This window comes from Nitrosomonas halophila, from assembly GCF_900107165.1.
In the GTDB taxonomy this organism is placed as follows: Bacteria; Pseudomonadota; Gammaproteobacteria; order Burkholderiales; family Nitrosomonadaceae; genus Nitrosomonas; species Nitrosomonas halophila.
On the sequence record NZ_FNOY01000054.1, the window covers coordinates 1 to 19,928 of the forward strand.

General features: G+C 52.1%; 22 protein-coding genes and 1 pseudogene. 14 read left to right on the forward strand and 9 right to left on the reverse strand.

What is annotated here, in order from left to right:
* The first annotated feature begins 224 nt into the window (after window positions 1-224).
* The 6 genes and pseudogenes from tnpA (at window position 225) to BLV85_RS11050 (ending at window position 3,436) form a co-directional block, all read left to right on the forward strand.
* Window positions 225-595, forward strand: a pseudogene (gene tnpA / locus BLV85_RS11030) (IS200/IS605 family transposase).
* A 210-nt stretch (window positions 596-805) separates the two neighbouring features.
* Window positions 806-1,378: a dihydrofolate reductase family protein gene (locus tag BLV85_RS11035; protein ID WP_090415131.1), complete on the forward strand. Its 573-nt coding sequence runs from the start codon at window positions 806-808 to the stop codon at window positions 1,376-1,378.
* A gap of 178 nt (window positions 1,379-1,556) precedes the next feature.
* Window positions 1,557-1,739, forward strand: a complete 183-nt coding sequence (locus tag BLV85_RS15490; RefSeq protein WP_218132821.1) for an SRPBCC family protein — start codon at window positions 1,557-1,559, stop codon at window positions 1,737-1,739.
* The gene (locus BLV85_RS15830; RefSeq protein ID WP_281245748.1) at window positions 1,736-1,858 is read left to right on the forward strand and encodes an SRPBCC family protein; all 123 of its coding nucleotides are present in this window, start codon (window positions 1,736-1,738) and stop codon (window positions 1,856-1,858) included. Before BLV85_RS15490 ends, BLV85_RS15830 begins: the two co-directional genes overlap by 4 nt.
* 109 nt (window positions 1,859-1,967) lie before the next feature.
* Window positions 1,968-2,885, forward strand: coding sequence for a VOC family protein (locus BLV85_RS11045; protein WP_090415133.1), 918 nt, complete (start codon window positions 1,968-1,970; stop codon window positions 2,883-2,885).
* A 113-nt stretch (window positions 2,886-2,998) separates the two neighbouring features.
* The gene (locus BLV85_RS11050) at window positions 2,999-3,436 is read left to right on the forward strand and encodes a nucleoside deaminase (RefSeq protein ID WP_090415135.1); all 438 of its coding nucleotides are present in this window, start codon (window positions 2,999-3,001) and stop codon (window positions 3,434-3,436) included.
* A gap of 217 nt (window positions 3,437-3,653) precedes the next feature.
* On the opposite strand, the gene BLV85_RS11055 is transcribed toward BLV85_RS11050, so the two are convergent.
* The 3 genes from BLV85_RS11055 to BLV85_RS11065 form a co-directional block, all read right to left on the reverse strand.
* Window positions 3,654-4,646, reverse strand: coding sequence for a cytochrome d ubiquinol oxidase subunit II (locus tag BLV85_RS11055; RefSeq protein ID WP_090415137.1), 993 nt, complete (start codon window positions 4,644-4,646; stop codon window positions 3,654-3,656).
* 1 nt (window position 4,647) lies between these two features.
* Window positions 4,648-6,003, reverse strand: a complete 1,356-nt coding sequence (locus tag BLV85_RS11060) for a cytochrome ubiquinol oxidase subunit I (protein ID WP_090415139.1) — start codon at window positions 6,001-6,003, stop codon at window positions 4,648-4,650.
* 554 nt (window positions 6,004-6,557) lie between these two features.
* Window positions 6,558-6,971 (reverse strand): styrene oxide isomerase, encoded by a 414-nt coding sequence (locus BLV85_RS11065; RefSeq protein ID WP_090415141.1) that lies wholly within the window; start codon window positions 6,969-6,971, stop codon window positions 6,558-6,560.
* A 229-nt stretch (window positions 6,972-7,200) separates the two neighbouring features.
* Between BLV85_RS11065 and BLV85_RS11070 the strand changes: the two genes are divergently transcribed.
* On the forward strand, window positions 7,201-8,214 hold the full coding sequence (locus BLV85_RS11070; RefSeq protein ID WP_090415143.1) for a Kelch repeat-containing protein: 1,014 nt from the start codon (window positions 7,201-7,203) through the stop codon (window positions 8,212-8,214).
* Window positions 8,215-8,241: 27 nt separating this feature from the next.
* Window positions 8,242-8,673 (forward strand): VOC family protein, encoded by a 432-nt coding sequence (locus tag BLV85_RS11075; protein ID WP_090415146.1) that lies wholly within the window; start codon window positions 8,242-8,244, stop codon window positions 8,671-8,673.
* 168 nt (window positions 8,674-8,841) lie between these two features.
* Here the strand turns inward: BLV85_RS11075 and yut are convergent, their stop codons facing one another.
* From yut to BLV85_RS11095, 4 genes are all read right to left on the reverse strand, one after another.
* On the reverse strand, window positions 8,842-9,813 hold the full coding sequence (gene yut / locus BLV85_RS11080; protein ID WP_090415147.1) for an urea transporter: 972 nt from the start codon (window positions 9,811-9,813) through the stop codon (window positions 8,842-8,844).
* Between the two features lie 285 nt (window positions 9,814-10,098).
* Window positions 10,099-10,737, reverse strand: a complete 639-nt coding sequence (locus BLV85_RS11085; protein WP_245725188.1) for a TetR/AcrR family transcriptional regulator — start codon at window positions 10,735-10,737, stop codon at window positions 10,099-10,101.
* Between the two features lie 62 nt (window positions 10,738-10,799).
* Window positions 10,800-11,987, reverse strand: coding sequence for a flavin-containing monooxygenase (locus BLV85_RS11090; RefSeq protein WP_090415149.1), 1,188 nt, complete (start codon window positions 11,985-11,987; stop codon window positions 10,800-10,802).
* 118 nt (window positions 11,988-12,105) lie between these two features.
* Entirely contained in the window at window positions 12,106-12,669 is a 564-nt protein-coding gene (locus BLV85_RS11095; protein WP_090415151.1) for an OsmC family protein, read from the reverse strand.
* 259 nt (window positions 12,670-12,928) lie between these two features.
* Here BLV85_RS11095 and BLV85_RS11100 point away from each other — a divergent pair, with 259 nt between their 5' ends.
* Entirely contained in the window at window positions 12,929-14,179 is a 1,251-nt protein-coding gene (locus BLV85_RS11100; RefSeq protein ID WP_090415154.1) for a PxKF domain-containing protein, read from the forward strand.
* A gap of 314 nt (window positions 14,180-14,493) precedes the next feature.
* A complete protein-coding gene (locus tag BLV85_RS11105) occupies window positions 14,494-15,009 on the forward strand; it encodes a hypothetical protein (protein ID WP_090415156.1) in 516 nt (171 codons plus the stop codon).
* Between the two features lie 113 nt (window positions 15,010-15,122).
* On the opposite strand, the gene BLV85_RS11110 is transcribed toward BLV85_RS11105, so the two are convergent.
* Window positions 15,123-16,292, reverse strand: coding sequence for an alpha/beta hydrolase (locus tag BLV85_RS11110; protein ID WP_143032330.1), 1,170 nt, complete (start codon window positions 16,290-16,292; stop codon window positions 15,123-15,125).
* Window positions 16,293-16,859: 567 nt separating this feature from the next.
* Here BLV85_RS11110 and BLV85_RS11120 point away from each other — a divergent pair.
* The 4 genes from BLV85_RS11120 to BLV85_RS11135 all read left to right on the forward strand — a co-directional run bounded on the left by BLV85_RS11120 (window position 16,860) and on the right by BLV85_RS11135 (window position 18,148).
* On the forward strand, window positions 16,860-17,141 hold the full coding sequence (locus BLV85_RS11120) for a type II toxin-antitoxin system ParD family antitoxin (RefSeq protein WP_090415161.1): 282 nt from the start codon (window positions 16,860-16,862) through the stop codon (window positions 17,139-17,141).
* A gap of 12 nt (window positions 17,142-17,153) precedes the next feature.
* Window positions 17,154-17,441: a type II toxin-antitoxin system RelE/ParE family toxin gene (locus tag BLV85_RS11125; protein WP_090415163.1), complete on the forward strand. Its 288-nt coding sequence runs from the start codon at window positions 17,154-17,156 to the stop codon at window positions 17,439-17,441.
* 153 nt (window positions 17,442-17,594) lie between these two features.
* Window positions 17,595-17,834, forward strand: a complete 240-nt coding sequence (locus tag BLV85_RS11130) for an addiction module protein (protein ID WP_090415164.1) — start codon at window positions 17,595-17,597, stop codon at window positions 17,832-17,834.
* Window positions 17,834-18,148, forward strand: coding sequence for a type II toxin-antitoxin system RelE/ParE family toxin (locus BLV85_RS11135; protein ID WP_090415166.1), 315 nt, complete (start codon window positions 17,834-17,836; stop codon window positions 18,146-18,148). The genes BLV85_RS11130 and BLV85_RS11135 overlap by 1 nt, the downstream gene beginning before the upstream one ends.
* A gap of 422 nt (window positions 18,149-18,570) precedes the next feature.
* Here the strand turns inward: BLV85_RS11135 and BLV85_RS11140 are convergent, their stop codons facing one another.
* The gene (locus BLV85_RS11140) at window positions 18,571-19,161 is read right to left on the reverse strand and encodes a hypothetical protein (protein WP_090415168.1); all 591 of its coding nucleotides are present in this window, start codon (window positions 19,159-19,161) and stop codon (window positions 18,571-18,573) included.
* Window positions 19,162-19,928 lie beyond the last annotated feature (767 nt).

Here is a 19,928-nt window from a genome sequence, read left to right on the forward strand (position 1 = left end):
GACAGAAAAAAATCCGTAGTGCCAACCGACTCCAGTTGAAAATTTTAACTTGTTGAAAAATTGGGGATGTTTGAGATAGGGTCACGAAGTTGGGTTAAGACCCGTATCCTGACTTTAGTCATTGTCACTAACCCACCAGCTTTAGCTGGTGGTTGTTTAGTATCCATCACAAGGTTAAATCCACCGGCTTTAGCTGCGAGAATATGTCACACAGGAGGTGTGGCATGGATTATAGACATGGAAGTCATGCGGTTTACCAGATTGAGTATCATTTTGTATGGATAACGAAGCTTAGATATAAGGTTCTGAAAGGGGAGGTAGCAGAACGGGTTCGAAAGTTGGTGCGTCAGACGTGCGAAGTATTCGAAATCAGAGTTGTACAGGGAATGGTAAGTAAAATCATGCGCATATACTGGTGAGTTGTCCGCCGGAGATGGCTCCGAGTGAGATTATGAGGCGGATAAAAAGTTGGACATCAAGCTATCTGTTTGAAGAGTTTCCCCACTTGAAAAGGAAGTATTGGGGAAGGCATTTTTGGGCGCGAGGATATTTACGTGCGACAGTGGGCCAGATGACAGAGGAAATGATCAAATAATATTTGGAGCATCACTTTGAACCCAATCCAAATGATAATTTTAAAATGGAACCGGAATAAGATGCGTCGTTCAGTCGACGCGTATACGGGCTTTCAGTCCGTAACTCAAACCCACCGGCTTGAACCGGTGGTTGTTTAGTCTAATCCCCCTTTGTGCTTTTATGTTATGTCTAGTTCATTAGTCGGCAGTAATGGGGTAGCAATTAAGCCATGAAAACCCAGTACTACACAGCCACAAGCCTTGATGGATTCATCGCAACGGAAGATGACTCATTGGATTGGCTTTTCCCTCTCGGCGATCTGAATAATTCCAGTTATCCAGCGTTTATATCGGAAATTGGTTCTTTGGCTATGGGATCGGCTACCTATGAATGGATGCTGCGCAACGCAAGTAAGATTGCTGAGGAAGCAGGCTCGCCTTGGCCTTATGCTCAACCGGCATGGGTATTCTCAAGCCGAATGCTTCCAAGAGTTGACGGTGCAGATGTACGGTTCGTCAGTGGTGATGTGAGTCCGGTTCATGCCAAAATGCGAGCGGCTGCGGATGGCAAGAATATCTGGATCGTTGGGGGCGGTGAGCTCGCGGGACAATTCTACGATGCAGGCTTGCTGGATGAACTTATCGTCCAGATTGGCTCGGTCACTCTTGGCAAAGGAAAGCCGCTTTTTCCTCGTCGTGTGCTAAGTCCAATCTTGCGCCTGGTTTCTGTTCGTCAGATGAGTGCGGGGATGGCTGAAGCCCGCTATGAGATACATAAAGGCGATCTGGGTGAAACTGCTTGACGCGTCAATTGGAGCGGATTTTTCGCTGATTTTCCAAACTAGCTCACTACGCGGAGGTTGGTTGCCAAGACTCTCGGATTACGAAAGGAGTAAGGGTGGAAATCTCGATAGAAACGACAGTGAGCACACCGATAGCACAGGTTTGGTCTGCCTGGATAACGCCTGACGGCATCAAGAAATGGAATTTTGCATCAGTCGATTGATATTCTCAGATCTCAAAATTGATTTCAGGGTTGGCGGCAAATTCAGCTATCGTATGGAGGCGAAGGATGGTGCAATGGGATTCGACTTTGAAGGAACGTTTACAGCAATCAATGTGCTTCAAAGTGTTGAATTCGCGCTCGATGATGATCGAAAATGAGAATCACCTTCTCTGAAACTGAGCAGGGAATTCGAGTTGTAGAAGCCTTCGAAGCCGAAGATGAGCTTTCTGCTGAGCAACAACGGCAAGGTTGGCAAAGGATTCTGAAACATTTTTAAGAAGCACGTTGAAAATGCAGGCAAATAACAAGTCGCGGCACCGGACGAAAATTCCGCTGCGCTCCATAGCCACCGGTGAGCTTGGGGTTAGCCTTGTAAGGAGAATTCGATGGCAGTGATCAACCAAAGGATCGTTCCACATCTGTGGTTCGACAGGGAAGCAGAAGAAGCAGCAAATTTCTATTGCTCTATCTTTCCCGATTCAAGAATCAAAGGCATTACTGTGCTGCACAATACGCCGTCGGGTGACTGCGATGTCGTGTCGTTCGTGCTGGGAGGGTGCTCGTTTATAGCGATAAGTGCGGGCCCTATGTGCAGGTTCAACCCATCGGTATCTCTCATGGTCAACTTCGACCAGGGCCAGGACAAGGACGCGAAAACAAGAATCGATGAAGTGTGGGTGAAACTCTCCGAGGGCGGGGAAGTATTGATGCCGATCGACAATTATCCCTTCAGCGAACGCTACGGGTGGATTCGAGACAAGTATGGGCTGTCATGGCAGCTCATACTCACCAACCCAGAGGGTGGGATGCGGCCGTTTATTATCCCGTCGCTCCTGTTCGTAGGGGGCGTGTACGGCAAGGCGGAGGAGGCCTCCGAGTTCTACCTCTCTGTATTCAAGAATTCTAAACGCGGTGTAATGGTGCGCTACCCAGCGGGCATGGAACCCGACAAGGAGGGCGCGCTGATGTTCACCGACTTCATGCTGGAGGGGCAGTGGTTCGCTGCCATGGACAGCGCCCGCGAGCACGATTTTTCCTTTAACGAAGCCCTTTCGTTTATGGTGAATTGCGAAGATCAGAACGAGATCGACGGCTACTGGGAAAAGCTTTCTGTCGTTCCGGAGGCTGAACAATGCGGCTGGCTTAAGGACAAGTATGGTCTTTCATGGCAAATCGTACCGGCTGTCATGGACAAAATGATGCAGGATCAGGATGCCGAGAGATTGGGCCGAGTTACCCAAGCATTTCTCAAGATGAAGAAATTTGATCTCGCTCAGCTTCAAAGGGCATATGATGGGAAGTAAGCGAGAAAGTCTAAATCGCAGATTGTCAAAAAAAACGGATCAGTATGCAACTGGCATTGACAGCCTCCTAGCGCGTTCCTGCATTATTTGACCATGACTTGAGGAGGAATACCATGGATCCATTCCTGCGCGCAGCAATAGAAGAGGCCGAGCGTAGCTTGTCTGAGGGTGGCATCCCTATTGGCTCTGTCCTCGTGCATTCCGGCACCATCGCCGGCCGCGGTCACAACCGTCGCGTCCAGAAAGGCAGCGCCATCCTTCATGGCGAAATGGATGCGATTGAAAATGCAGGGCGTCGATCTGCCGCATTCTACCGCGAGTGCACTCTCTACACGACACTTTCACCATGCGCCATGTGCAGCGGTGCCATTATACTCTATGGTATTCCGAGGGTTGTTATCGGCGAAAATCAGTCCTTCATGGGCGAGGAGCAGTGGCTTTCAGACCATGGTGTTGAGATTGAGATCATTCAGGATCCGGCTTGTATCAAGCTTATGCGTGAGTTTGTAGAAAACCAGCCGTCGCTCTGGTCCGAAGACATTGGCGTATGATCCGCTGTTTGTCAACGGAGCTGCCGCGCACGCATAGTAATGGGGCCAGGCAGCGAATAAAGAGTTTATATATTTGTTTCTGTTTCTTTATTTTTCATGATTTGCGACCCGGCAAGGTGCTCGTCTTTTGATCGATATGCTCGGTGGAATAGGCCGGGTTGCCTCATGGACCGGGCAACGATGCCGAATAAGCTTCGTTTCGGAAGCCGCAGGTTTCTCACTCATAGCGTAAATCGCTGGCTTTTCCGTGGAAAACGCGATATACGAAAATGCTGTAGCCAATGATGGCGGGCAAGGTGATGGCAATCCCGACCAAGATGAACAGCAGGGAGTCGACACTGGCGGCAGCTTGCCAGATATCCATCTGGCCGATGATGATGTCGGGAAACAGACTGAAGGCCAGTCCCAGTGAGGCCAGTATGCATAACGCGACCAGTCCGGCAAACAGCAGCCAGGCATAGCCACGTGCCAGCAGCTCCGGTCTGCCCACTATCCAGGCCATGCCAATAAACAACAGCACACAGCCAAGTGGGATCGGCAGCAGACCAATGGCATTGGGCAATGTGAACCAGCGCTCGGCAATGGCATCGCTCACCAGGGGTGTGGCGATCGATACCAGCACCAATGCCAACCCCATTGGTAACAATGCCAACCTCGCCCAGCGCACCGCTTTGGCAAATAGCGCCCCTTCGGTTTTCATCAACAACCAGGCCGCGCCCAGTAAAATATAGAGTGCAGGTAGCGTGACGGCAATCAGTGCCGCAAACAGTAGGCTCAGCCGAGTGGTTTCAAGTCCGGTGATATAGGCACCCAGCATCCAGCCTTGGGCCAGTGAGGCGAGCAGGGAGCCAATGAAAAAAGCTTTGTTCCATAGCCCTTTGCGGGCATCGCCGGCCTTGACCCGCAAATCGAAGGCGACTCCGCGCAGAATCAATCCGAACAGCATCAGTGTGACCGGAATATAGAGTGCGGTCAGGATGATGCCATGTGCCTTGGGGAAGGCGATCAGCAGTACGCCAATACCGAGCACGAGCCAGGTCTCGTTGGCATCCCAAAAGGGGCCGATGGAAGCGATCATGGTATCTTTTTCCGCCTCGCTGGCACCGGGCAGCAGCAGGCCAACGCCAAGATCGTAGCCGTCGAGAATCACATACACCAGCAGTGCGAGCCCCATGATGCCCAGGTAGATCACTGGTAGCCAGTATTCCATATCAACCTCCTCTCAAATCGGTCTGGATTGCCGGGGGGGCGTGTCGTGGGATCGCCGCTGGCGCCGGCTTGGCGGACAGGTAACGGAGCGCGCCAATGTAGGATATCAATAAAAACAGATACAGCAACAGGTAGCCGAATAAGGTGCCGGTCAGGGTGGCGGCGCTGTGATCGGCCACGACTTCGGCAGTGGTCATCAAATCCTGCACAATCCAGGGTTGGCGGCCGATTTCCGTGACATACCAGCCGGCCAGCACGCCGATCCAGCCGGAGAAGGTCATCCATGAGAGCGACCTGAGCAGCAACTGACTGGGGCGGCGTCCGCCACGTAATGCCCATACGCTCCACCAGGCGATTATCAGCATCAGGATGCCGATGATGACCATGACGCGGAATGCCCAGAAAACTATCGCCACTGGCGGGTGTGCGCCCTCGAATTCATTGAGTCCAAGGATTTCGCCATCCAGCTCATGGGTGAGGATCAGACTGGCGCCCTTGGGGATCTGTACTGCCCAACGCGTCTCGCGGCGCTCTTCATCCGGCCAGCCAAACAACACCAGAGGCGCGCCGCGCTCGGTTCCCCAGACAGCTTCCATGGCAGCAATCTTGGCCGGTTGATGCTGCAGGGTATTGAGTCCGTGCAGATCGCCCACCAGAATCTGAATCGGGGCCAGCAGTGCAGCCATGGCGATGCCGGTTTTCATTGCACGCCAAGTGTCGGGGCCCGCTGCACCCTTGAGTATGCGCCAGGCGCTGATTCCAGCTACCAGGAAGGCGCTGGTCAGCAGCGAGGCGATCATCATGTGGGTAAAGCGGTAGGGAAATGAGGGATTGAAAATTATTTCCCACCAGCTTTTGACCATGAATTCGCCTTCTTCGATAGTGTAACCGGTTGGCGTTTGCATCCAGGAATTGAGACTCAGAATCCAGAAAGCCGACAGGGTGGTGCCGAAAGCCACCAGGAAGGTGGAAACGAGGTGAAGGCGGTTGGAAACACGATTCTTGCCAAACAGCATGATGCCAAGGAACGATGCTTCGAGAAAAAATGCTGTCAACACTTCGTAGCCCAGCAAGGGGCCAGCGATATTGCCTGCCCGCTCCATGAAACCGGGCCAGTTGGTGCCAAACTGGAAGCTCATGGTAACGCCAGAGACGATACCCATCGCAAAACTGAGGGCAAAAATCTTGACCCAGAAGTAGTAGGCCTGCTCCCATACCTGGTTGCGGCTCAACGTGTAGCGGATGCGGAAATACATCAGCAACCAAGCCAGGCCCATCGTAATGGCGGGGAAAAGAATATGGAAACTGATGTTGGCAGCGAACTGTATGCGGGCAAGAATAAAGGGGTCAAGCGTCATCGCATGCTCCTTGCATGAAATCTGCCATCGATACGGCCCAGGATTGAGCCTGAGACGGCGGATCGTTCGATCGTCCAACAGAAACACCGAAGGAAAGCAGAAGTTGACAGCCTCTCCTTTTTAGAATCTACTGAAAGCTGGAGTGGATGTCAAACATGCCGGCAATCCTTTGAGAATAGGGCCGGTTCGTGAATAAAGCTTTAGATATGACAAGACTCAACCCATGTAAACATCACTACTCAATCATTCGTGTGCATTCGCACTGTCAAACCCGGACGATTGTTAGTCAATCGCCATATAGAGAAAAACTACAATTCAAACCACGAATGCGCACCAATGGACACTAATAATAAAAACCACCTCGGTTGTGTATCACCCGTAATTGGGCCGGTTGTCACGTCTCCACCCTGCTACATGACAAAACTCAACCTATCAGAACATCACCACTCAATCATTCGTGGTTAATTCAAGCCGTGAATTCCTGCGAATGGTAAGCAACGAGATGGTGGAAGCGGACTGTTGTAGTAGGGTGACCTGCGCCTGGTTCGTGGCTTCTACACGGCATGGCGTCGCAGCCCCCAAAGCGACAGTCCGACTGCGATAAACGATGTGAGGACAACGCTTCCGAGGGTCATCCCCACCAGATTTTCTGCAGCAGCGTTGCCAACGAATCCTGCCGATGCCACCGGTGTGGTCTGGCCGGTTCCGAGTATGGCTCCGATCAGACAACCGAGCCAATTGGCATAGCTGGAATAAAGCCATGACCATTGGAGCCAGAAATACTGTCTGCCAGACAAATGGAAGTGTTGCCAAATGGCCCCGATGGCGATCAGCAGCACGCCGCCGAGGATGCCGATGGTGTGCGCTGCGAGACCCAGCCGCGGGACTGCCATTGACGACACGAACAAACCGGAAATGAGTGCCAGCAGAATCAGCACAAAGGCGTGACGAAAAAGACTCAGGTTCATGAATGCCTCCTGAATGAATGCATGGACGGATTATACTGATAGCGAATCCTGCCGGTGTGATCTGGTCAGGGGTGCATTCTATCGGGGGTGGGCGTAAGATGTAAGCGGCCCCGCCCATCCTTTTTGTTGCTGAAAGATGGGTCTGGTTTGTGGCCGAATATGGATGGGGGCGCTGAAATGTGCAAGTCGTGTATTTGTTCCTATCAATTACGTTCAGGAGGAATATCCCATGCCTACCTTGAAATTTTTGATCCTTGCAGGCTTTTTGGGTTTGTGTCTGGCAAGGCCGGATGCGATGCGGGCCGAAGCCACCGGCACGGGCGCTTGGACAATGGCCGCTCCCGCTCTCATGGAGCGGACGGAGGTTGCCGCGGCGGCGCTTGATGGCAAGATTTACGTGGTCGGCGGCTTTGCCAAACCCAGCTGGCAGAATATCCTGGAGTTTGCTATCAGCGGTGATGTGGAGGTCTATGATCCCGCTGCCGACTCATGGTCGATGACGACGTCTCTTCCGGCGGGCAGGCACCATGCGGGGATTGCCGAGCTTGATGGGTTCTTGTACGTGGTTGGCGGTTTTGCCCATTCCTTCCTGTCCATCTGGCATGCCACGTCAAATGTTTACCAATACAATCCTGCCACCCGGGAATGGCGCGAGATGGCGCCCATGCCAACGGCACGCGGCGGACTGGGAGTGGCCGTATACCGGGACCGCCTGTATGCCATCGGTGGTTATGACGGCAAGCGTAATGCTGCGGCAGTGGAAATTTTTGATCCCAAAACCAATACTTGGTCATCCGCAAGGCCGATGCCGACGCCAAGAGACCATTTGGCGGTCGTGGCAGCTGGTGACCATATTTATGCCATTGGCGGCCGGCCCGAGTTGGATTATCAGCGGAATATGGGGGTGGTGGAGGCATATGATCCCCAAACCAATCAGTGGCAATCGCGGGCCAGCCTGCCCACTGCCCGGAGCGGCATGACTGCGGGCGTCATCGGAGAGTGGATTTATGTCGTAGGCGGAGAATCCGAAGCAGGGACTTTTGCCACCAATGAGGCCTATCATCCTGCGACGGACCAATGGCGGTCCATGACGCCGTTGCCGACAGCACGGCACGGCCTGGGTGCGGCGGTGGTTGATGGACGCCTGTATGCAATCAGCGGCGGACCAACGCCCGGCGGTTCTTTCAGCCGGGTGAACGAAGTATTCAACCCGTCAGTCGCGAGCCCTGACATGCGTCAGTGAAAGCAAGCGAGAATTGGAGGTGTAATCATGTTCAATGTGCTGGTTCAACCCTATTTGTTTTTTGACGGGTGTTGCGAAGAGGCGCTCGAATTCTATCGAAGTTCACTCGATGCGCAAGTGGATCTGCTTTTGCGTTACCGGGACAGTCCGGAGCCGCCGCCAGTCGGCGCACTCCCGCCGGGCTTTGAGAACAAGATCATGCACGCCACTTTTCGTATCGGCACCACTACACTGATGGCGTCAGACAGCCATGGAGAAAATATAGGTTTTGGTGGTTTTTCGCTTGCGCTGACCGTGCTGACTGAAGTGGAGGCAGACCGTATTTTTGCCGCGCTCGCTGACGGCGGGCAAGTGCAGCAGCCGCTGGCCAAGACATTCTGGTCCCCCCGGTTTGGCATACTCACTGACCGTTTTGGGATCAGCTGGATGATAAATGTAACCGCTGATTTATCGCAGTAAGAGGGATATGGCAGTGGTGTTGGGCCTGAAGCTGCCGCCCTTTGCCGATTGGGTTATTCATGATCGCGTGGCAGGGCCGAAGCGGTATGCAAGCTGGAAATCCCGGTTCAGTCTATCCCACTGAGATTTCCAGGTTGTTGCGGGTTGCTGGGGCTGCTTTGCTGCCCGCTAGCTGGTTTCCGTCGCTTTCTCCGGTGAAGACCAAGACCTGGATTTGCTCACGATAAACAGCATTATCCATAGAGTAAGAATAAAGGGCGATGCCAGAACCGGAAGGCCCAAGGGCGACAGCAGGCTGGTCAACCCCGTCTGGCACAGCACGGCCAGAATCCCGGCCAGGACCGCTAGCATCGCGCTTTTTGCACTGGGTTCAAAAAAAACCCAACCGACCGCAATCATGGCCAGCACCGGATTGAACCCATAGAGCCCGGCCTCGATGGCGCTTGCATGAACGCCGAGCATTGCGGGTACGACAATCCCGATGAAGGCGCCGCCAATCACCATCAACGCGCCGCGCAGCGTGGCAATGGCGATGCCGATAAGCAGCATGCTGCCGGCAAGCGTATTGTCGGTAAAGATAACCTGGCCTATGCCTTTTGCCAGTGTACTGAACCATGTTTCCAGAGAGAGGGCGCCTATGTCTAGGGCGGCTGACTGCATGCTCGCTACCGGTAAGGCTGGGCCAAGTGTGTAGCTGTCGAAGGCGTAGATCGTTACCAGGAATACCCAGCTGACCAGGACAAATGGCGAGGTTGCGGCTGGCATGTTGAAGAACCGGAGCATTCTGGTCAGAGCTGCCCACATGAGGCTCGACAGCATGGATGCCAATACGATGTAGAGCCACAGCTGGGGAGTGTGTTCAAGAAATATCGAGAGGCAGGCGCCAGCCAATACACCGTTGAAGCCATATAGGCCTGCGTCGATATCTTCTTGGCAGAATCTGCAAACATAGGCAGTCGCGGTGCTGCTGATCAAGCCAATGGTCGCAGCCAGTCCTGTGACCGTTCCGCCAGCATAGAGTGCCGCCAGCACGATCAGCCCGGTGACGGCGTTGTTGCAGAAAACGACTTGCCCGGCACCTTTCAGCAAAACGCGTAACGGTGCGGGCATCATCTTGTCTAAATTTAATGACCAGTTCAAGGGAGTGTTCCTCTGTTAGGGTTCGTTAATAAATAACTTGAGCATATGCTGGGGTCGATTTTGGCGCAGACCAAGGCGCAAGACATGCCGTTGTGTCATTCGCAACCAGTGGCTTGCAACGCCGGTATGCGCCAAAAGCGACCCCAGCTCGAAGAGTTGTTGCGTATTCGGGCATCTGCGGCGTTGCGAGGCTCGCGAATGGAATGACCATTCGGCTTCGCCTCGCGCCTTGCATCTTTCCCGAATACGTAACAACGTATGCCCAAGTTATTCATTAGCGAGCCCTTAAATTGGGTGCGTCTTTGATGCCTGGTTATTGGTGCAAGGGGCGCTGCGCAGAATGTCCTCGGCAGTCAGGCGTCCGATATGAGCGACTGCGCCATCGCCGGTTACCATCGCAGTCACGATGGTGCCGTCGATCAGTAGGCTCAATTTCTCCGTGACCAATTCGGGATCCTGCACGCCACTTTGCGCAACCATTGCTTGCAGCCTGGCGTTGATTTTTTCCCTGTGCCGGTTGGCAGTCTCCTGGATCCAGCTGTTGCCCTTGTCGTGTTCGGCGACCGCGTTGATGAACACGCAGCCATAAAAATCCTTGCTTTTGAACCAGTTCTGCATCAGATCGAACAAGGCCAGGATGCGCTCGACGGGAGAGCATTGTATTTGTGGCAGATCCCAATCGAACCAGCGAAACCAGATGCTTGCTTCCGCTTCGAATACTGCCTTGAGCAAGTTTTCTTTCGAGCCGAAATGCAGATACAGCGTGCGGCGGGAAACACCCGATTCTTCGATGATTCTGGCGATGCCCGTGGCATGTATGCCTTCCTTGCAAAACAGGCGGCAGGCTGTCTGCAGCAATTTTCTTTTATTGGCTTCTTTCCGTGAAGGATTTTTGGGGCGTGCCCGCATGCCGGTGTCTAACATAACAATGATGGGTTGGGCGCTTCACCCTCAGGGCGGCAGCGCAGTTTGATCGAAATTCTCCATTATCGTCCCGCTGCCAATTGTTGTTTGATTTTTTTTGCGATTCTGCCAGCTTCGAGACGGATTTCCCGCAGCAGACCGCTTAATGGATTCACTTGCCCGATGAAGTAGAGGCGGGGGGCATCCTTGAATTCCTGGTCGCCTGAAATGACCGACCTGTCACTTTCATCGGTAATGCCCGGTACTTGAACCAGTTTCGAAATCCCGGTGCGAAAACCTGTACCCGCGATGATGACATCGGGCTCCAGTGTGGTGAGTGAATTGGCGCTGTCGGGATCGGTTGTCAGCGTGCGCAGGACATGTACGGTGCGTCCGGTAATTTTCTGAATCGGGCCAACGATTCTGATCCGGCCGGCCCGGACATCATCCACGAAAGGGCGATAGAGAATCGGTACGACGTTGTTGATGGCGTATTGTTTGGAGAGCGGCAGAGCCGGGTAGGGAAGACCCTGCGCGCTCAGGTCGCCGATCATGCTGCGCTGCAGGAAGCTCAATATGCGATCCACAATCGTACCGGGCCAGTAGCGGGTCCATACGCCAATACCGATCAGTGGAATGCCAAAAATGCTTTTGGGCAGGATGTGCGGAGGCGTTCTGCCCGATACGGTGACATGGCTGGCATGTTCAGTCAGTCTGCTGGCGATTTCGGCGGCAGAGTTGCCGGTGCCGATCACCAGCACATGCTTGCCGGCAAAATCTTGCGCGTTCTTGAACTTCGAGGAGTGAATGATTTCGCCGGGGAAAGTGTCCATCCCTTCCCATTTGGGTATGACCGGAATGCGGCAGCCGCCAATGGCCATGACCACGGCGCGTGCTTCAAAGCGTTTGCCATCGGTACTGGTGATAATCCACAGGTCGCGGCTGGAATCGTAATTGACCTGTTGGATATCGATGTTGGTTTGTACTGTAAAACCGCCCCGCTCCGGGAAGGTTTCCAGCAGGCGAACCACTTCCTCGCGCGAAGGCCAGGCGCCGGCGGAGAGGGGGAATTTGCTGCCTGACAAGGCCGAGAAATAGCGGCCGGAATTCAGGCGTACGCCATCATAGTGATTGCGCCAGACATCCCCCACCGCAGCGGTGCGTTCCAGCACCAGTGGTTCCAGGCCCGCTCTGGCCAGCTCGTAGGCGGCCGACAATCCTGCCGGGCCTGCGCCGACCACGACTACATCGTTAATATCGTTATTTTTCATAGTTAACCTTGTTTGGGTATACAGCTATCCATGTGCAAAATCCGTGTGATGCGATCGGTATAAATGGCGGCTGGTCTGTGGGCCAGCTGCCATTTATTCTTATGCGCGGACGTATTACTCAGGAAGCGTGTGTTGCGGTTGCTTCGGCGTGGTGAACGATCTCGACATTGATCGGTACCGGCCGCATGATCGTGTCCGGGATGGGTGCGGTTGGAAAGACTTTTTCCATGAGCGCGGTGACTTTTTCTGCCTGGGCATCGGTCTGGATGTCAACAACGATTTTGATGTTTTCGTAGCCAGGCGTGCCTGCCTCCAGACCAAAGGCTGTCCGGAAATTGACCCGCCCTGAAACGTTCATGCGCAAGGATTCCACATGGATGTGGGCGGCTGATAAAGCGGCAATATAAGTATTGACCAGGCAGGCCCCCACGGCTGCCAGCAGCAAATCTTCCGGCGTGGCACCCATTTCTTCCCCGCCATAGCGCTTGGGTTCGTCGGAAATCACTACTTGGCCATCGGTGGTGTGCGTGGTGCTGTGATAGCCGCTGTCCCACACCACGGTCGCGCGGTAACCGGGATTGGCGATATCGCCCTGGCCGTCAGCTTTGATTGAATCGAGCGCGGCTCGCATCCGGTTCAGGTCAAGTCCATTCACGATAATGTCGGTGGTTGAATGCGTCATAGCTAAATCTCCATGATATGAGTACAGGTGGAGGGAATCTATCTCCCGGTCTGCTGACAATGTTTGACTGATGATCATTCTAGCGCACTATTTGCAAAAAGTATACCGATCGTTCTCTTTTGGAAATTTTCTTTTAAAACAGATGAGTAAGCATGAATCACAGCACATGCCCGTTCGTACAATATTTTTAATTGTTTCCATGAAATAAGGTTGTTGCCATTGATTGGGTGTTCGCAATGGAACGGGAAGACAAATAAAAATGAATGGTTATGATTGTTTGAGAGCAGCAAGTGCGGCCTTGATTGTGATCACGGCAGCTTCGGGCATGCCGGCTTTTGCAGCCGGAGATGTCATGTATCCTTCCGCAGCCCATGCCATGATCAATGGTTTATCAGCTCCGGTCAGCAGTGCCTTTGCTACCAGGGCCAATGGCCATACGACACTTGATCATGCTGTGTATGCCGGGGATTGGGTTGCTGTGACAACCACTTGGATCGTCCGACGAAATTCTGGATCAGGCGCTGGTTCAAAAAACATAAGCCATGTGCCGGAAGGCGGAACTGTCGATTATATCGTTGCGCCCTCAGCCTCTAATCCTGGGCGATTGTCGGTAGCTTTGGCGGAAACCACATGCACGGACAGCATGCCCAACCAGACCACCTGTACAGTAGAAATCAATTTCAATGCGCCCACGGCGATTGGCGGCTATGCGCTAGAGATTCTGGCAGTTGATTCGGCAGCAGGGTCGGGCCCTGGTGCTGCTCTGGTTGGACGTCGCCATATGATTAACTTCTCTGTCGAATTGTTCGACGAGTCGTTGCAGCCAAAGGAGACCAGGTTGACGGTTGAGCCCAAATGCGTCCTGTACAAGGGTGACGTGGACTTGACGGCCACACTGGAAGAGTTGGTCGAGGGTGCCAGAATCGGGGTTGCCGATGTCAACTATGCGGTGGATACTGGCTTCGTCCGCGCGGCCATAACCGGTGCCAATGGTATTGCGACGCAGTCCTATACCGTGTCCGGACTCGGTGCCGGTGATCACACGCTCTACGCCGAATTTGGCGGCAGCTTCGATTACCTGAAGTCCAATGCGACTGACACCCTTGGTATCAGCTACCTGTTCATGGGCTTTGGGCAGCCGATCAACGGTGATGGCACCAGCATCTTTAGCGGGCCGGTGATTCCGATTAAGATCAGATTGGTCGATGCCTATGGTTTGCCCGTTACCGATGCTGAACCAAAAGTATGGTTGGTACGCTACGATACGGTTGAAGGCGTGGGGGAAGAGGTGAAGCCGGTGTCATCAATGCCTGCTTCCGGCAGCGGCAACATCATGCGCTATGTGCCCGAAGACGAGCAATATGTTTATAACTGGGGTACCATAGACCTCGAAAACGGCGTATATGCGGTCGTGGTGGCGCTCGGAGATAGCCCGACTTGCCGTGCCAGCAACCCTTACGCAATTGTTACGGTTGCAAAAAAAGAGTGGGAAGCGGCAAAGAGGCATTGAATGTGCTCATCAAAGCACAGGTGGGGCGGAAGGGAGTTGCAATGTCCGCTCAGTGTATTATTGCGGAAATCTGGTTGGGTGGATCGGTGTTGTGCTAGCAGATCAGCAGTTTTAGGGCAATTTTATCCTTAAAATGCAACCTGTCTGGTGACCAGGCAGGCGAAAATTTTGAGGAAGAAAAGGGATTATCGTCATTATATGCTACAGTTAATTCTGCAGCGTATGAATAACTGCAGCATTCCGTTTAAAGCGGCACTGGTTTTCATGGTGTTTTTATCAGTCAGATATTTTTGTTATCTATAGGAGGAACAACAATGAAAAAGGTATTATTCGCTCTTGTTTTTTGGGGATTCATGTTTGCATCGCCTGCATGGGTAGTGGCGGGGGAGCACCAGTCGACAGGTAGCCAAACGCAGGCGATCGGGCCCTACTACATAGAACTGATCGCAAAGGATGGCCGATTGGAACTGCGTGTCGAGGATCTAAATCGAAACCCAGTGGTAACCAGGGGAGGTTCGGCCAAGGCGAATGTAATTGACAAAGATGGCAATCGCGTCACGGTCAGATTCAAACCGGTTTTTGGTAATATCATGAGAGGGTCCGGTGATTTCAAGATCACCCCGGATACCAATATTTCCGTATTCCTCGCTATGGATCACAGAGGTACGCATGTCGCACGTTTCTCTTCTCTGGTTGAAGCAGCACCTGCCCAAGAGGCGAGCAGTGATGAGCATGAGCATGCTACCAATGAGCAGGTGCATGATGACAACGGTGATGGTGATGAACACCACCACGATGAGGACGCTTCCGACTACGAATCTTCCTACTAAGATTCAAACCGGATAGCAACCGATTCCGCCAGCTGGGCATCGTGGTAGCGAAGCCTGGTTGGTGGAGGGTGGAAGTGTTTTAAGAAAATAGTACAAATTCCTGCCTGCCTTTCCTATACATTCTGAAATGCCGGATCGATCATTCGGCTGTCTCTAACCGATTCATACCAATCGCCAACACGCCTTCCTCTTCCGTTGCCATCGCTGCAAGATCGTAATGCCGTCAAACTGTTCTCGGCAGACAGTTTCTGAATGATCTGCCGAAAACTTTCCTGTTCGAGTGATTTTTTTCCGGAAACTATCAGATTTCCTGCGATTTGTGATGACTGCGATCGGGCTGATAAATACGTCTGCAGGAACTGAATGATTATCTTCTGAGTGTTTGCATCATGCCCGAGATTGGCATGATAGTGCGGTGGATTTGCCCGTCGTGGCACGATAAACTGCTTGCTGCCCCGGTATTGGCCGAACAGATCCAGAGCTTGCCTGTAGGGTGTTACCCTGTCGTTAGGGTGGTGCACGAAAATGATCGGGATATCGTCATAGCTGTTAATGCAATCGGTGACATCGAGTGTGTGGGGCACGGTTGCGCTGACAACGAGAGCAGCGGGTAATAGAACCGGAAACAGCGGCCATAAATACCAAGCCTGTTTCAGTTTTGTGTACGCAATAGCCTTCGGGTTGAATGCACCTTCCACCATGATCGCAGCCAGTTTTTCTATCCTGGGCGGCAGGCACAATCCTGCGGCGCTGCTGATGGAATGGCCTGAATAAGCAATGCGCTCGCCTGGGTATCTTGACTGCAAATCAGCATGAAAGGCCGCAACATCGCCAACGAGCGAATGCAAATCCGCGCGGCCTTCGTTATCGTCATATCCCTGAAAGCTGATGACCAATACCCGGAAGCCATGACCAAGCAGAAAGCTGTAATATTCGAGGGTATGATGGCGCGACATTGCATTTCCGCCTGACACAATGACTGTACCAACATCTCCTTCAGATTCAACTAAAAGCCCCCGCAATTCATGCCCCGAATCATTGCTAACCGTGATTGCTTGCAGGCGATAGCGGCCGGGCGCCGCAGGCGGCTGATAAAAAACATCCATGCTGCGCGCCAGTTCAGGGTAAAGCATCAATCTCGAAGCGCAGCCGGAAAGCAACGCGACCAGCGCGGCGACAAGCAGAACGATGCCGCACTTGCAGGCCGGCCGCTTACTGGCACTTTGCTGAATCAATGCGATTAACATGGTTCCTGGATAGGGAGCACGAAAATTTGTTGCCATGATATTGCGTCCATCATAACCCGCAATTATGGAACCATCCGATGCAATCGTATAGCTGCTGTTTAAGCAGCAGGCATGGTTTTACTCATATGGAAATGCTGGCAGAATCTCTCGCGTTCATAGCGAGTGCGGCAAGCAAGTTTGGGCTGATTAAACGGGTGAGGGCTCTCCTGGTCAAGTACCGCTTGGGAGAGAATCATGCCGATTAGGTATGAATTGATTGTCTATTGGAGTGATGAAGGCCAGTCGTTTGTTGTTGAGGTTCCGTAGCTGCCGGGTTGTTTGGCTGACGAAGAAACCATCGAAGCAGCCGTGGCAAATGCTCAGCAAGTTATTGAGGCGTGGATCGAGGCCGCAGGGGGAGCTGGTCCGGCTGATCCAGAGCCGCGCGGCCGGTTATCGTATGCATAATAAATCAAAGAAATTGGCCAAGGCTGATCTCATGGATTTTAGAATTTTTGGTTCTCGATTATTGACTTACCCCCTTGTTGACCCCGTTGTGCGTATCAGTCGACGCTGTTGCTCTGAGTGGTAAATATTACTACTATAACGCAAGGAGGTTTTATCATGGCACGTGTAGAAAAATTAAGTATTGCTCTGACACCTGAAATGGCTGAAGCCATCCGTCAGTGCGTCGAAAGTGGTGAATATGCCAGCAGTAGTGAAGTTATTCGGGAAGCTTTGCGCGATTGGAAGCGCAAGCGTTCTATTCAAAAAAATGAAATGAAAGTGTTGCGAAATCTCTGGCAAGCTGGGCTGGAGAGTGGCCCTGGTCATTTGACTGATATGGCCGAGATCAAAGAAAAAGCTCGGCAACGGGTATTGGCCCAAGAAATGGATCAGAGCTAAACCGGTAAAGTGATGCCGGCAGTTAAAAGGACGGCACAAGCTGAGGAAGATCTCATTGAAATATGGATTTACATCGCGCAGGATAATCCCGGGGCAGCTGATCGTGTGCTCGATGACATTGAAGAAAAATGCGATGCGCTTGCGAACAATCCGCTAATGGGTCGTTTGCGAGCTGAAATTGCCCCAGAGCTTCGCTATTTCGCAGTGGGCAAATATTTGATTCTGTATCGCACAGTGCAAGATGGTATTGAGGTTGTTCGTGTGATTCATGGTGCGCGTGATTGGCACCATTTATTCTGACGCCCAAGAATAAGAATTTATAATTCTATGCCCTGCCTTTGTTTTTCTTGATTCTTTACTATAGACCTGACGCCTATTTGCGTCCGAACGAGCGCCTTGTTAGGGGCTCTTTCTGGGGCTAATATAGCCATATTATTGAAAATTGGAGGCATTATGGCTGCTGAAGCATTGGAACGGATACGTGCCGAAGTGCTGAAACTTACCGAGGCAGAACGTGCGGAATTAGCGCATGACCTTATAGCTAGCCTTGATGAGCCTAGAGAAAGCGGTGTTGAGGATGCATGGGACCGTGAAATTTTACACAGGATTTCTCTGGTTGATTCAGGGCAGGCTAAACTGCTTGATCGCGAGGAATTTAGACAAAAGATGCGAGCGCGATACAAGGACCAGTAATGAAGAAAGCAAGGATACTCCAGGAGGCCGCTAATGAAACGATAGCTGCGGCCTCCTGGTATGATAAGGAGCGTGATGGGCTTGGTGCAGAATTTGCCAATGCTGTAGAAACAGCTATAGACCTGATAGAAGCAGATATGCTCCCCCTTTCTCCAATGCCGGGTAAATCTGGTGCCAAGGGCTTGAAGCGCCTGATACTCAAACGGTTTCCGTATGACATCGTGGTTATCGAGAGTACAGATGAAGTAATTATTATTGCAGTTGCCCATCATTCAAGAAAACCTGGTTACTGGCGTCAACGTATTAGCCCCTAACGCCGCAAATCACCGGTGGCAAAAATAAGTGTAATGATTGGGTTGTTATTTGCGAGAATTGAAATTCGTCATTATAGACCTGGCCCCATCGTGCTACTATGGCATTGCTGGAAACTTCAGCGGCCTGCATAAAGTTCATCACTTCGTAGAACGTTATTGGCGAAAGATGCTGAACAGCCGAAACCGTGAAGAACGGGTGACGTGGGAAGTATTCCAAGACATCAAAGCATGTTTCCCGTTACAGCGACCAAGACTGAAGCTGAGTTATGCTCAGTTTCAGGCATTCGCTGTGCTGTGAGTCATTACCTGAAGAGCGTAGTGCGGGAAATCCGCACGCTACGTTCTGTGGGAATCGGTGGCGGGTGACTGCCACCGATGACCCGGTCTGAGGGTTAGATACCCTCAGCTACCCGATTGGGCGGCTACGTCTGCACACCTGCTTCTCCTTTTGTGCTGGTAAGGCTCTCAGCGACACGAGCACAAGAACGTGCGAGTTCTTCAAACTCAGAAAATAGTAACGTCGCATTTTCTGTATGAAAACCCTCGTTTGTGAGCCACACGGGGTCTTGGGCATCAGCAGTTTGGTGCTTGCTCGTTGTGTATATGAGATTCAGTCGCTGTAGTGGACTTCCGTCGTTTGACTTAAAGAGTTGGATCTTCAGCTTCTTGCGCGAAAGGTCATAGGCCTGATAGAGCACCGCGGCTGCCGCCTCAGCGTGGTGAAGGGCTCGATAGTACGGTGACCAGCGCGGGTTGCCAGAGATGAGGTCTTGAACTTCGGCCCTCATGCGCATGTACTCGGCAATGGCCATTTCGGTGCGCCTTACAAACTGAAGTGCGAATGGTCGCATCTCTTCAACGGGTTGATTGACGAAGATGACCATTAACCCGAAGCCAGATACCCAATTTCGCGAAGCTGGGAACTCCGCCGAAAGGTCGGTGATGCGACACTCATTCAGCCCAGTAACCCTGGACGAAATGAATGTCTCAATTGCGTACTTGGTGAATGGCACAGCGTATCCTCTGGGGCGCCCAACGAGTAGCGTTTATCCGCCGCCTTCCCCAAGCTAGCACTAGCCGCTGCCATATCGGCGGCGGATAAACCTTGTTGAACTAAACTACCGGGAAAACGGTACTTATGGGGATTATAAGGTTGTGGATGCGTGAGTCAACCAATAAATGTGGCAAACGAGCAGAAGCTTTAGGGCCAGGTCTAGAATGAAGAATCCTTATTCTTTTGCACAATAGCTCCAATCGTCATTGGGTGTTTGGAAATTCTAAACGACGTGGTCTTGACATAGTCTGTAGTTTACACTTATTTTTTCTTTGTTCGCTAACTGTCCCCCGTCATGCGTGAGAATAAGAATTCATAATTCTAAATCTTGCCTTTGTTTTTCTTGATTCATGATTCGCGACCTGGCGCCTATGAGCCGCGAAATATCCCGTCGGCACCAGATCCTTTAGATCTGTCAGAAGAGCTGCTTTTAATTGTTCTTCAACCCACCAACGCATATATATACCTACAGGGACTCAGCTTTCGGTAACGGAGCGCCTCTCTCAAAGCGTTTGTTGGGCAACTTGCCAGCCATATTGCACAACGGCTAAATTGCACCAAGTGACTTCAATGCATCATCAAGTGGGATGAAAAAGTTGATGCCTTGCGCGACGCTATTTACTACAAGAGCTGTAGTGGTCTAATAGCACCGGACACTTTAATAAGAGATAATATTTATCAACTATTGAGGTGTTAGCATGGGACAGAAACGAACATACAAACAAT

Excerpts from the sequence above, each read along its gene's own strand:
- BLV85_RS11065 (WP_090415141.1), bottom strand. The coding sequence starts at position 6,971 with ATGAACCTGAGTCTTTTTCGTCACGCCTTTGTGCTGATTCTGCTGGCA.
- BLV85_RS11095 (WP_090415151.1), bottom strand. The coding sequence starts at position 12,669 with ATGACGCATTCAACCACCGACATTATCGTGAATGGACTTGACCTGAAC.
- BLV85_RS11130 (WP_090415164.1), top strand. The coding sequence starts at position 17,595 with ATGGCTGCTGAAGCATTGGAACGGATACGTGCCGAAGTGCTGAAACTT.
- BLV85_RS11135 (WP_090415166.1), top strand. The coding sequence starts at position 17,834 with ATGAAGAAAGCAAGGATACTCCAGGAGGCCGCTAATGAAACGATAGCT.
- BLV85_RS11110 (WP_143032330.1), bottom strand. The coding sequence starts at position 16,292 with ATGGCAACAAATTTTCGTGCTCCCTATCCAGGAACCATGTTAATCGCA.
- BLV85_RS11125 (WP_090415163.1), top strand. The coding sequence starts at position 17,154 with ATGCCGGCAGTTAAAAGGACGGCACAAGCTGAGGAAGATCTCATTGAA.
- BLV85_RS11075 (WP_090415146.1), top strand. The coding sequence starts at position 8,242 with ATGTTCAATGTGCTGGTTCAACCCTATTTGTTTTTTGACGGGTGTTGC.
- BLV85_RS15490 (WP_218132821.1), top strand. The coding sequence starts at position 1,557 with ATGGAATTTTGCATCAGTCGATTGATATTCTCAGATCTCAAAATTGAT.
- BLV85_RS11070 (WP_090415143.1), top strand. The coding sequence starts at position 7,201 with ATGCCTACCTTGAAATTTTTGATCCTTGCAGGCTTTTTGGGTTTGTGT.
- BLV85_RS11045 (WP_090415133.1), top strand. The coding sequence starts at position 1,968 with ATGGCAGTGATCAACCAAAGGATCGTTCCACATCTGTGGTTCGACAGG.
- BLV85_RS11055 (WP_090415137.1), bottom strand. The coding sequence starts at position 4,646 with ATGGAATACTGGCTACCAGTGATCTACCTGGGCATCATGGGGCTCGCA.
- BLV85_RS11105 (WP_090415156.1), top strand. The coding sequence starts at position 14,494 with ATGAAAAAGGTATTATTCGCTCTTGTTTTTTGGGGATTCATGTTTGCA.
- BLV85_RS11050 (WP_090415135.1), top strand. The coding sequence starts at position 2,999 with ATGGATCCATTCCTGCGCGCAGCAATAGAAGAGGCCGAGCGTAGCTTG.
- BLV85_RS11060 (WP_090415139.1), bottom strand. The coding sequence starts at position 6,003 with ATGACGCTTGACCCCTTTATTCTTGCCCGCATACAGTTCGCTGCCAAC.
- BLV85_RS11120 (WP_090415161.1), top strand. The coding sequence starts at position 16,860 with ATGGCACGTGTAGAAAAATTAAGTATTGCTCTGACACCTGAAATGGCT.
- BLV85_RS11035 (WP_090415131.1), top strand. The coding sequence starts at position 806 with ATGAAAACCCAGTACTACACAGCCACAAGCCTTGATGGATTCATCGCA.
- BLV85_RS11085 (WP_245725188.1), bottom strand. The coding sequence starts at position 10,737 with ATGTTAGACACCGGCATGCGGGCACGCCCCAAAAATCCTTCACGGAAA.
- BLV85_RS11100 (WP_090415154.1), top strand. The coding sequence starts at position 12,929 with ATGAATGGTTATGATTGTTTGAGAGCAGCAAGTGCGGCCTTGATTGTG.
- BLV85_RS11090 (WP_090415149.1), bottom strand. The coding sequence starts at position 11,987 with ATGAAAAATAACGATATTAACGATGTAGTCGTGGTCGGCGCAGGCCCG.
- BLV85_RS15830 (WP_281245748.1), top strand. The coding sequence starts at position 1,736 with ATGAGAATCACCTTCTCTGAAACTGAGCAGGGAATTCGAGTTGTAGAA.